Source organism: uncultured Shewanella sp., assembly GCF_947501665.1.
Lineage (GTDB): Bacteria > Pseudomonadota > Gammaproteobacteria > Enterobacterales > Shewanellaceae > Shewanella.
In genome coordinates this window covers 1-12478 of sequence record NZ_CANMWS010000029.1, presented here as the reverse complement: position 1 = coordinate 12478, position 12478 = coordinate 1, and the positions used below count along the sequence as shown (strand labels likewise).

General features: G+C 38.5%; 9 protein-coding genes. 7 read left to right on the top strand and 2 right to left on the bottom strand.

The window, feature by feature from the left end; all coding sequences use genetic code 11:
* Positions 1-61: 61 nt before the first annotated feature.
* From Q0976_RS19340 to aceA, 4 genes are all read left to right on the top strand, one after another.
* The gene (locus tag Q0976_RS19340; protein ID WP_299495513.1) at positions 62-1120 is read left to right on the top strand and encodes a glycosyltransferase family 9 protein; all 1059 of its coding nucleotides are present in this window, start codon (positions 62-64) and stop codon (positions 1118-1120) included.
* Positions 1121-1830: 710 nt separating this feature from the next.
* Entirely contained in the window at positions 1831-4224 is a 2394-nt protein-coding gene (locus Q0976_RS19335; protein WP_299495512.1) for a zinc/cadmium/mercury/lead-transporting ATPase, read from the top strand.
* A 726-nt stretch (positions 4225-4950) separates the two neighbouring features.
* Complete coding sequence (gene aceB, locus Q0976_RS19330) at positions 4951-6579, top strand: malate synthase A (protein WP_299495511.1); 1629 nt, start codon at positions 4951-4953, stop codon at positions 6577-6579.
* 58 nt (positions 6580-6637) lie between these two features.
* Positions 6638-7966, top strand: coding sequence for an isocitrate lyase (gene aceA, locus Q0976_RS19325; protein ID WP_299495587.1), 1329 nt, complete (start codon positions 6638-6640; stop codon positions 7964-7966).
* An 88-nt stretch (positions 7967-8054) separates the two neighbouring features.
* Here aceA and Q0976_RS19320 read toward each other — a convergent pair whose 3' ends face one another.
* Positions 8055-8873 carry a M90 family metallopeptidase gene (locus Q0976_RS19320; protein ID WP_299495510.1) on the bottom strand — a complete coding sequence of 273 codons (819 nt, stop codon included), beginning with the start codon at positions 8871-8873 and terminating at the stop codon, positions 8055-8057.
* 95 nt (positions 8874-8968) lie between these two features.
* On the opposite strand from Q0976_RS19320, the gene Q0976_RS19315 reads away from it, so the two are divergent.
* The 3 genes from Q0976_RS19315 (at position 8969) to Q0976_RS19305 (ending at position 10282) form a co-directional block, all read left to right on the top strand.
* Positions 8969-9187, top strand: a complete 219-nt coding sequence (locus Q0976_RS19315; RefSeq protein WP_299495586.1) for a DUF3820 family protein — start codon at positions 8969-8971, stop codon at positions 9185-9187.
* Positions 9188-9277: 90 nt separating this feature from the next.
* Positions 9278-9760, top strand: a complete 483-nt coding sequence (locus Q0976_RS19310) for a hypothetical protein (RefSeq protein ID WP_299495509.1) — start codon at positions 9278-9280, stop codon at positions 9758-9760.
* Positions 9761-9769: 9 nt separating this feature from the next.
* A complete protein-coding gene (locus tag Q0976_RS19305) occupies positions 9770-10282 on the top strand; it encodes a GNAT family N-acetyltransferase (RefSeq protein ID WP_299495508.1) in 513 nt (170 codons plus the stop codon).
* A gap of 42 nt (positions 10283-10324) precedes the next feature.
* On the opposite strand, the gene Q0976_RS19300 is transcribed toward Q0976_RS19305, so the two are convergent.
* Positions 10325-12055, bottom strand: a complete 1731-nt coding sequence (locus Q0976_RS19300; RefSeq protein WP_299495507.1) for a 5'-nucleotidase C-terminal domain-containing protein — start codon at positions 12053-12055, stop codon at positions 10325-10327.
* Positions 12056-12478 lie beyond the last annotated feature (423 nt).

The window sequence follows — 12478 nt, the reverse complement described above, 5'->3', positions numbered from 1 at the left end:
GAATTCATTGGGTGGCAGGGGAAGCATGTGTATCTATGAATAAAAGGTATTTGAATCTAGAATGAAGCTTGAGAAAATTGAACGTAAAGAGGTGAATGGAAGTATATTATTAGTCCTTCCAAAGTATATCGGTGATGCTATTAATACGACTCCCACTATCGATATGCTAAGAACGCTTTTCCCTGATAAGAAAATTATTTTACTTGTTCGAGCCTATTTAGCGCCCATATTTGAACGAGATAATCGTTATAACGTTTCTGTCATGATTGATCATCGTTATACTGCTAAATCCCGTTTGAGTATGATTAAACAAGCTCGACTGATACAATCACATGATTGCGAATTAGCGATTGTAATGCGTAACTCTTTTTCTGATGCATTATTGTGTTGGCTCTCAGGTATTCGTTACCGGATTGGTTATGCAAATGAAGGACGCTCATTTTTATTAACTCACGCATATCAATTACATCCTTATCGGCATTATTTACAGCGATACGCCTGTTTGGCTAATGAGCCTTTTGGGCGCCCTTTTGATGAAATGCCACAGACGTATTTATTTGCCAAGAATCTAAATCAAAATAAGCAAAATGAAAAGCTGAAGCTGGGCATTTATTTCGGTGGAAAAAATAAGGGATTACGTCATTATCCAAGTGATCTTGCGATTCAAGCATTGTTAAAAATAGGGGCTGCTATTGATTGTGAATTTTTGATTTTTGGTGATAAAACTGAAGGCCATGAGAACTCAGTATTAGCCGAAGCATTAGAGCGTAATCATCACGATGTTGAGGATTTATCAGGTAAAACCAGTTTAATCGAATTAGTCGATAATATCGCATCTGTTGATGCATTATTGACAATAGATTCAGGTCCTTTACATATGGCTGCCGCAGTAGAAACACCTTATGTGGCGATTGTAGGTTTAGGAACCAGCCCATGGAGTATGGTGAAACCTAAAGGGCATTTAGGTGTTGATTTGTTTGCCAATGGGTTGGGATTAGTGGATGAAGATTTAATTCGTGATATTACCCCTGATCGTGTATTGGCAGCGACACTTTCTTTAAATTTATCGCACAGAAATAAACCTCCTCAATTTGCAGGCCAGCAATGTGCCAACGAATGATACCTCATTATTAATATACCCGTGAGACTTCAAGCTGCAGGATTCAGTTGGAATGAAAAGCCTTTTAGACAAGGTCATTAATTGCGCCTGCATAAGTGACATTTCCATCATCCTTGATGGTCAGCTGAACATCGAGCCTAGTCATTCTAAGCCGATGTTTAATAATACAGTATAAAAGGCCTTGCTTTTACATATAAAGAGGCCAGCCCCTTGGGAGTGTGTAAAAGCACCAACTTCTACCTTGTATCACCTTAAAGGCAATAAGCATTTTGGCCCCTTTGTCTTTAAAAAAAGAGTACGCCTTGAATTAGGCACTGTTACGCATTTTGAAAACAGGCATCTTGAAGTATCACGGGTATATATCGTTTGTTAATCTAATCCCTTAAGCCACTTAAAGATGAATGGCTGAGAGCCTGTTAATCATCAAAGTGCTATAAGGGATTGGAGAATGCTATTATCTTTTTGCTCGTTTGTTCTTCTATGATCCTGTTTATTCTTTTCAATTCAATACAGTCAAACAATCACGGATTCAATACAGGCAAACTGTGCTTGACCTTCGACATAACTCTAAGCTTTATAATTGATAATACAGAGCACATGTTGACGCGTTTTGATTGATTAAGTGCATCTGAAATGACTCAGAATGAAAGTGTTTACTATTAGTGTAAACGCAACCGTTAAAATGATGATGTACTTTAGGAGTGTTGCCTATGACTGCTCAAAGTTGTAATAGAAAAGAGCCCCATCTTCACCTAACAGGAAATAAAGCGGCAAGCACAGGTAATAATAGTGGTTGTTGCGCTGTAAAAAAGGAAGAACAAAGTGGGCCTTTGGTGTTGAATAGAGTTAAAGCAGCGGATAAAGCGTCAAATCAATACGGTGAAGAGCATGAGCATGAGCATGAGCATGAGCATGAGCATGAGCATGGAAGTTGCAATGGAATAGTGAAAACGGATCAAGACGAAGAGCGTGCATTGGAAGCTGCATTGTCTAAAGTCCAAGCTGAATATAAGCAAACTTGGACTGTACTTGGAATGGATTGCCCTAGTTGTGCCAATAAGTTGGAAAAGGCGTTATTGTCATTAAAGGGAGTGGACAGTGCAAAGGTGATGTTTGCCACTGAAAAGCTCATTGTTCATTGTGCTTCTAAGAATATGATTGCACAAATTGAAGCAAAAGCAAAGGAGACAGGGGTTAGGTTGGTAACGGGGAAGCCTGCATCGGCACAAGTTGAACACAGTTTTATTCGGCAGAATGTCTCTGTCATTGTTATTACGTCAATGATGCTATTGTCGTTTGCGATCAGTCAATATGCTGTGACTTGGGGGGGGATTGCTTTTACTCTGACAACAGTATTGGGTTTATTACCCATAGTAAAAAAAGCCATTACATTAGCCCGTTCAGGGACTCCTTTTTCCATTGAGACATTAATGAGTGTTGCGGCTATCGGGGCACTTTATCTTGGAGCGACCGCAGAAGCGGGTATGGTATTACTGCTCTTTTTAATTGGTGAACGGCTTGAAGGTTATGCCGCGCAAAGGGCAAGAAGCGGTGTGAAAGCACTGATGGATTTAGTGCCTGAAGAGGCTGTTGTGATCAAAAAAGAAGGCACTAAAGTCAAGGTTTCTGTTGATACTTTGGTGAAAGGGGATGTCATTGAAGTGGCTCCAGGTGCCAGATTGCCTGCTGATGCTCAGTTAATCAATACCATTGCCAGTTTTGATGAGAGTGCATTAACAGGGGAGTCCGTACCTGTGGAGCATGTACCTGGTGATAAGATCATGGCGGGTTCTTTAGTGGTCGATAAAGTGGTGCAATTGAGTATTATTTCTGCGCAAGGAGAAAATGCGATTGATCGTATTTTACATTTAATTGAAGATGCAGAATCACGTAAAGCACCATTAGAACGTTTTCTTGATCGTTTTAGTCGTTGGTATACGCCGGCTATGATTGTGCTGGCAGCATTGGTTATTGTTATTCCACCGCTCTTTTTTGCTCAAGTATGGAGTGAATGGCTTTATCGTGGTTTAACTTTGCTATTGATTGCTTGTCCTTGTGCATTAGTGATTTCAACACCTGCAGCGATAACATCTGGGTTAGCTGCGGGGGCAAGAAGAGGCGCATTGATTAAAGGTGGAGCGGCATTAGAGCAGTTAGGGCATATCAATACTGTGGCTTTTGATAAAACGGGTACCTTAACACAAGGTCAACCTGTTATGACTGATCTTGTTTGTTGGGATGGTGATGAAGATAAGTTACTTAGACAAGCTGCGGCGGTTGAAATGGGGTCTTTGCATCCCTTAGCATTGGCAGTGGTGAATGTCGCCATTGATAAGGGCATTGATGTTAAAGAAGCGTTAGATAGAGAAGCTTTGCCAGGACGGGGTATTCAAGGGAATGCTGAAGGTGAGCATATTCAGTTACATGCTGCAGATAGATTACCATTACAAGTGGAGCTGACTGACGCTCAGCAAAACGAAGCCATTACATTAGAGGCTCAAGGGAAAACATTAGTAGTAGTGTTAAGAAATAATGTGCCAATTGGATTGATTGCTTGGCGAGATAACTTACGCAGTGATGCCAAAGAAGCAGTGTTAGCTTTAAAGGGGATGGGGATAAAGTCACTAATGTTAACGGGTGATAATCCGCGTGCAGCTGCGGCAATTGCAGCAGAAATTGATATTGATTTTCAAGCTGGTTTGTTACCTGCTGATAAAGTGTCTGCCGTTGAGCAAGCAAATTTAAAAACCAATGTGGCGATGGTTGGAGATGGTATTAATGATGCGCCAGCGATGAAAACGGCTTCTATTGGTATTGCAATGGGTGGCGGTACCGATGTTGCGTTAGAAACGGCAGATGCTGCTTTGACGCATAATCGTTTAACTGAATTACCTGCAATGATTGAGTTATCCCAAGCAACGTTACGTAATATTCGACAAAATATTACATTGGCAATTGGTCTTAAAGCCGTGTTTTTAGTAACCACTTTGTTAGGGCTAACTGGTTTATGGTTGGCCATTTTAGCTGATAGTGGCGCCACCGCCTTAGTGACGCTTAATGCGTTACGTTTATTGCGATTTAAATCTAAACATCGGCAGTCATAATCCTTGTCGATTGCTTTAATGGAATAACATTGGCTCAGAAGATTGGGCTGCTGATGGTGTTCCCATTAAAACAAGTTGAGCTCAAACATTATTTAACGACAAAAGATGATGAGCCTCTAATGATGCGACAAACAATATCGAAGACCGTGGTCTTCGATATTTTTTTTCATTAAACCAATAAATATTGCAGTGTTAGTCACTAAACATTATTTTCCTTTTTTCTTTTTATTAAAATAATGGCGATAAATTGACGTAAACGTAAGTTTTAAACGGTTGTTTAATTTTTTGAGGGGGGAAATATTATGTAACACAATGATTACTTGATATTAATGCTCTTTTCTTAAGGGGAAATTCAAAACAAAAACTGAAATAGTACAAATAAAAATAAAGATTTAAAAAGTAATAATTATTTTACATTGTGTAATAAAATAACGTAATGGTTTTCACTCATCCATTACTGGTCAAATTGTCTGACAAATTTCATTTTTTTTAATTATAACGATGTTAGCTATCTGGTTGGTTTTATTTTATCTTTTCAAATCAACATTTAATGTTTAAATTGTTTTCTTGGTAAGACCAATTAAACATTCGTTATATTCAGAGTATGTTGTTTCTAAATAGCTTACTGTCAAGTTGCATTCTCAATTGTTTCACTTTAAATTTTGTATTAATTCAACATTTGGAAGTGAGCGCACTTGCTTTCCCTTTTTATACGGAGCCGTCGAGATGACAATAAATACAATAGAAGAACAAAAAAAAGCCGCTTCATCTCTTGTGATTAATGGGAACGACCAAGAACAACACTTAACAAAGCAAAGTCAGGTGCTTTCATCTGGCGTGGTGACATTAATAGAAAAAGTGTGTGAGAAATTTAATCATGAAGTCACTGAATTACTCAAGCTCCGTACACTTAAACAGCAATCTATAGATGAGGGAACCTTGCCTGCATTCTTATCTGAAACGAAATCAGTAAGAGAAGCGCATTGGAAAATTGCCTCGATTCCTCAGGATTTACAAGACAGAAGAGTTGAGTTAATCGGTCCTGTTGATCGCTATACCTTGATGAATGGGATCAATTCAAATGCCAATGTGTTTATCGCTGATTTTGAAGATGCATGCTCGCCAAGTTGGGAGCATGTGTTAAGTGGTCAGGAAAATCTACGTGATGTTATTCATGGTGAAATGGATGATATAGCTCAGACAAGAAAAAATAATGATGAAATGGCGACGGTATTGATGTGTCGAGTCAGAGGCCTGCATATGTTGGAGCAGCATTTGACATTGAATGACGAACCTATTCCTGCAGCATTTTTTGATTTTTGTGTTTATTTTCATAACAATTATTTAAAATTATTAGAGAAAGGGAGTGCTCCCTATTTTTATATTCCTAAACTTGAGAGTCACTTAGAAGCAAGGTTATGGGCTAAGATTTTTTCATTTGTTGAAGAGCGTTATTGCCTTCGCCCTGGCACAATAAAATGTACTTGTTTGATTGAAACATTGCCTGCGGTTTTTGAGATGGAAGAAATTTTATATGAACTTCGTGCCAATATTGTCGCACTCAATTGTGGCCGTTGGGATTATATTTTCAGTTATATCAAAACGCTAAAAAATCATAAAGATCGTATTTTACCTGACACGCAAGCGGTCACTATGGATGCATCATTAATGAGTGCTTACTCTAGATTATTGGTGAAAACTTGCCATAAACGAGGGGCGATGGCGATAGGTGGATTGGCAGCGGGTATTCCTAGTGACGATAAAGTCAATAATGAGCAATTACTCACACAAGTATTTAATGAGAAACAAGTTGAAGCTCATCACGGGCATGATGGAACTTGGGTCGCACATGAAGGATTGATTGCTATATCCATTGCGGCATTTGAACAATATATCGGTGCGAGCCATACCAATCAGCTTCATGTGACTCGTGATGTTGATGCGCCGGTTTCAGCCAAAGAATTATTGTTCCCCTGCCAAGGTGAGCGAACTGAAGCGGGGATTCGGTTGAACTTACGAATAGCATTGCAATATATTCAAGCTTGGATTAATGGCCAAGCCAGCGTGCCTATTTATGGATTACTTGAAGATGCATCGACAGCTGAAATAGCGAGGACATCAATTTGGCAGTGGATTAAGCATCAAGTGCTGCTTTCAAATGGAAAGCGAGTCACACAATCTCTCATAAAAGAGATGTTGATTGAAGAGCTTGCTAAGGTGAAAAATGAAGTGGGCGATCAAGAATTTACTCATGGGCGGTATACACAAGCTGCGGTATTGCTGGAAAACATGTTACTGGCAGATGAATTAGTGGATTTTTTCACTGAACCCGCTTCACGGTTACTGATAGCTTAAAAATAATACTTTCAAATACTTGATGCATAAAATAGAGGGGACGATTATGGCCAATATAATGGGGTGTATTTCACGGCAAAAGCAACTTGATATAATTAAAAATGATTGGGCCGAAAACCCACGATGGAAAAATGTCTATCGTCCCTATAGCGCAGAAGAAGTACTGGCATTAAGGGGATCTTTAGTGCCAGAAAATACCCTTGCTAAGCGTGGCGCTGCTAGGCTTTGGGAACTTATTCATGGAGATGCTAGAAAAGGTTATGTTAATTCTCTTGGTACCCTTTCTGGTGGGCAAGCTGTACAACAAGCTAAGGCTGGGATTGAAGCGATTTATTTATCAGGCTGGCAAGTTGCTGCGGATGCGAATTTATCGGGAAATATGTACCCTGATCAATCTTTATATCCGTCTAATTCAGTCCCTGCGGTTGTATCCAATGTCAATAATGCTTTTAGGCGTGCAGATCAAGTCCAATGGGCGAGTGGACATGATCCAGAAGAAAAAGGATATGTGAATTATTTCTTGCCTATTGTTGCCGATGCAGAAGCGGGTTTTGGTGGGGTCTTAAATGCATTTGAATTAATGAAGAGCATGATTGATGCTGGGGCGGCAGGTGTGCATTTTGAAGATCAATTAGCGTCGGTCAAAAAATGTGGTCACATGGGCGGAAAAGTATTAGTGCCGACAAAAGAAGCGGTACAAAAGCTGGTTTCAGCCAGACTCGCGGCTGATGTATGTGGCGTTGAAACTTTAGTGATTGCGAGAACCGATGCTAATGCAGCAGATTTATTAACCTCTGATTGTGATCCCTATGATAGAGATTTTATTACTGGAGAACGAACAGAAGAAGGTTTTTTTAAAGTAAATGCTGGAATAGAACAAGCGATTGCTCGTGGCTTAGCTTATGCCCCTTTTGCTGATTTGTTATGGTGTGAAACCTCGACACCTTGTTTGGACGAGGCAAGACGTTTTGCCGATGCTATTCATGAACATTTCCCCGATCAACTATTAGCTTATAATTGTTCCCCCTCGTTTAATTGGAAGAAAAATTTAACGGATGAACAAATCTCTCATTTTCAACAAGAACTATCTGATATGGGATATAAGTTTCAATTTATCACGCTCGCTGGGATCCATAGCATGTGGTATAATATGTTTGATCTGGCTTATGATACGGCGCGAGGTGAAGGCATGAAACATTATGTGGAAAAAGTGCAGCAAGCAGAATTTTCTGCAGCGCGAAAAGGTTATAGTTTTGTTGCCCATCAACAAGAGGTTGGAACCGGTTATTTTGATCGGGTGACCAACATTATTCAAGGGGGACATTCCTCGGTGACTGCATTAACGGGATCAACGGAAGAACAACAGTTTTATGCTAAAAATGCCTAATATCTGAAGCGCAAATTAAAATAAAAAATGATTTAATTCGCCGTACAGCCTCCAACCGAGCTGTACGGTTTTTTTATCATGCTGCGGATCAATGCCAATGGATTGGGTTGAGTTTATAAAAGTGACTGAGTTCTCGGTAAAGTGCGGGGTGTTGTTCAAAAAATTCATGGGGTTTTTCAAAAAAGACTTCACTAATAACCGCAAAGAATTCAGCTGGATTGGTTGCGCCATAATAATTAAATAATGACTCTTCTTGATGTTGAGCAGCCTTCACCAGTGATGCATATTCATCAGCCAATACTTTAGACCATGACTGATAGTCTTCAACACGATTTAAAATAGGTGCGCCGTTGGCATTACCATTTTCTTGGTCCAATTGATGGGCAAATTCATGAATAACGACATTATTACCTTCAAAAGGGTGAGCGGCATTATCTTGTGTGGTTTGCCAAGAGAGGATGACTTTACCATTTTGCCAAGATTCACCGGATAATATTTTGGGTTTTGACGACACTATTTGACCAATTTGCTCAGGATGTTCCACGACAAAAATAGAGGGGTAGACTAAAATTTCGGTGAGTTTAGGGTAAAAGTCCGTTTTTCGATTGAGTAATAATAAACAGGCTTGGGCAGCAATAATTACACGGATTTCATCATCAATTTTCAGTCCTTTGCAGCCAACAAAGGTTTTTTCTGAAACAAATACTTGAATGTGTTGCTTGAGCTGGAGCTGAAGATCCGTCGGCATGGCATTAAAATAGGGGAAACGCTGCTTAAGAATATTGCGCCAAGCTTTTGGAAAAGGTTGGGACTTTATTTTGTTACGTTTTCGCTCGACACGCCAATTACGTGATAATATCCACATAATGGCACTGATGCTGACTAACATGATAATGAATATATCCATATGACATCCTTTTTATTTTTCTTATTAAAAGAGATAGGGGATCTTGAGATCATATTCAAGGGTAAGCATATAATGAGTTTTTGGAACAAAGAATGATGAACGAACAAGATTTGTTGGCCGCTATCCATCAAACGATGCCTTTTGGAAAATACGCTGGACGAAAGTTATTGACCTTGCCTGAGCCATATTTGGTGTGGTTTCATGCAAAAGGGTTTCCAGAGGGGAAATTAGGGCAGCAATTAGCATTGATGTATGAAATCAAACTTAATGGTTTAGAGTCTATGTTGCAGCCGTTATTAGAGAAAGATAATTGAGGAACAAGTTTTGTCTTGATTTGGCTATAATGTGGATGACATTGAGTGTAAAATTATTATTTTATTTAACCATGAAACTTATACTCAATAATGACAGACACTTCAGCAGTTATTGCTAACAATATTGTTAAAAACGATAGTGTAGACACCGACAGTAAAGAGCATACTATTTTAATGCTTCAAAAAATATCACTATATCAAAAAAAGTTATTAATCCCTTTAGTCATGATGATGTTGCTTGATATGTTACCTCGGCTATATGCCCATTTTGAATGGCAGTTTGCAAAAGGAATAGCAGACAATATTTTTTTACTCATTGGTACGTTATCGGTGTATGTGGCTTGTATTGTTTTTTATGTATGGAACACGGTGAAATTTTCACGAATGTTCAATCACAAAATGAAAACCACATTCTTGGCGATTTTAGCGATTATTAACGCGGTTAATATTATTCCTTATGTTATTTTGTCTATTCAAAGTCATAAAGTGCTAAAGCGTTACGGTTTAAGTGGTTACCGCTTTGTCAGTGAGTCGACTATTCGGCAGAAAGTCACTGTTTCAAGCATTAAATAGCCCATTGTTATGTTATCAATTATACCTTATCAAAAAGCCTATGCGGCAAGTATTAGTCAACTATTTCATGATGCTATTCATCATATCGGTGAAGATGTCTATTCACTTGAACAGCAAAGAGCTTGGTCAAAAGCGCCACGGTCAAATTATCATTGGCATAAACGTTTGTCGAAGAGTCAAACTTGGTTAATGACTGATAATAATCAATTGAATAAGGGCTTAGCTCAGTGTTGTGGATTCATCAATGTAGAAACGGGTTTTATAGGTCGAGGCTATATTGACAGTTTATATGTCCACCCAAAATACCAACATCAAGGGGTTGGAAAACGTTTATTGTGTTGCTTACAAGAATGGGCTTGCTTGCAACATTATCCTACTTTAAGTGTTGATGCCTCTATTTTGTCAAAGCCATTATTTTTGCAGCAAGGGTTTAGGCAAATGCATCGTAGTTACCAAGAGAAATCTGGTCAAGTGATCATGGGTTTTTTGATGGAGAAGACACTTAGTGTTAAGAGAAGGTGATATTCACTCTCTTCACACTAAGTGCTTTGATATTTAACCTGTTCAATGACCAGTATAATGCACATTGGGAAGCAATGTTTTTTGTAAGTTTCGTTGATTACTCATATGTTGAATAAAAGCTTCGGGTAGAGTGAGGTTTGAAAAGTCTTTTATCCAATTAGAGTTGAGTAATGGGTGGTAGCCTTCTTTACCTGAAACGGTATAGTCAGATGATACGCCTATGTATGTTTGACTCTTATTGATTTTATTCCATTTTGATTGACTTTTTTTATTAAATATTTCGATATTGGTGATCCTTTGTCCTTCTTTAGCTCGGCCATCGTAGAAATACCTTAATCCGTAAGTGTATGGAAAACCACCTGCACCAGAGCCGATGATATTATTGTTCGTTGCAAGGTTAATCGCAGACTCTAGTGCTTGAAATAAATACACTCCTTCAATTTCATAAGTGACTAAAGGTAATTCAAAGGGAAGGATCCGGCCAATCACTTCAGCTAAGGTCAGTTCACCTCTAGACAAAGATTCGCGAACGCCACCTGCATTATGTAAGGCGAAATCCAGATGAGGATTTAGGGCCTTCACTTCATGATACATACTGCGGCATACCCAAGGACAAATTTCACTGCCATGTGGTAATGAGTCACAAGGGACGCGAACATGCGTTAAATTTTGGGGTAAAACACCTAGCACTTTTTCTTGTAGACGCGTTATTGTTGGGCGATATTGAGTACTTATAACGGTTTCCACTTCTTTATCTTCTTCATCCCAAGCGATATCTTCATGTTTCAATAATTGTTGATACGCCCATTCATAATCCTCCGGTTTAACTTTTTGTGAAGAAGATAAATTAAATTGACTATCTAACATAAATCGGTTGTGCCCAGTAAGGGAAATGACATGGCCTGTTTCATCGAATGTGATCTTTGCAAGTCCTAACGTTTCTGCATATTTTCCAGCATGTAATATGTGAGTTTGATTGATTTTTTCGCCATAGGGAGTCGCGTTTAATCCTAAAGCCTTAAAGTCACCTTGAAGGGAGTGGCTGTGTCCACCGACAATAATGCTGATCCCTGATACTGTCTTAGCAAGACGGCGATCTTTTGCAATACCAAGGTGGCTTAAAATGATAATGTGCACAATTCCTTGCTGCTTTAATTTCTCAATCGTATTGCGTGTCGTTTCAACGACACTTTTAAATTGGGTATCAGGATCAGGCCTAGCAATGTTGTGCATTTCTTCTAATGTGATCCCAATAATAGCCAATGTTTTATCTTGTATTGGTTTGAATAATACTTTTGCGGTCTGTGTGTTTGGGTCGTAGTCTAATAAATTTTTATGCTGGGCCATTTTCTCTATTTTATTGGGATCTTCATGACTGAGATCCATATTGCCTGCAAGTAAAGGAAAATTGATTTCATCAAGAAAGGCTTTTACTGGGCCATTGCCTGCGTTCATTTCGTGATTACCTAGAACCATGGCATCAGGTTTGAGCATATTCAGTAAATGTGAATTAGCTTTCCCTTTAAATTGACTGTAATAAAGAGTGCCTTCAAAGCTATCCCCTCCATGAAGAAATAGAAAGGCTTCTTGTGCCAATTTTGCTTTTTTTCGAGCGCATTCGATATGATGACTTAGGCGGGCATACCCACCACTTCGACTTTTAAGGGTTAATATTTTACCATCTCGATTGAGATCAAAGTGAACGTCGTTTGGATCGAAATGAGAATGGGTATCGTTGATATGTGCAAGGGTTAAAGAATACGTTTGTGTCATATTAATTTAATCTTAATTTGAGGTTATTTTGCTCAGCGTAAAAGGTAGGGTCTGTATGTAAACTGAACAGTTGCTGGCTCAAAGAAGCGATTCACCTTTTTTCAATAAATGGATTTACATTTTAATGGTTGTAGATTATTTATTGATAATAAATATATTTTATTTTTATACTAAACAGTGTCTTATGTTTTTGATGATATTATATTTATTTACATATTCATTTGTTTATTTGTGTTAAATATTATTTCAAGGGAACGATAATTTGAGTCCCAATGAATGAGATGATACTCAGATTTATAAATTAACTATCAATAATTATTTCTTGTTGTGGATGGTTAACTTAAGTTAAGTGCTTAACTAAAAGTTATCGTATATTTTGATGGGTAATTATCCATGATGCTTTTTACACTCTTTTTAAGCGCA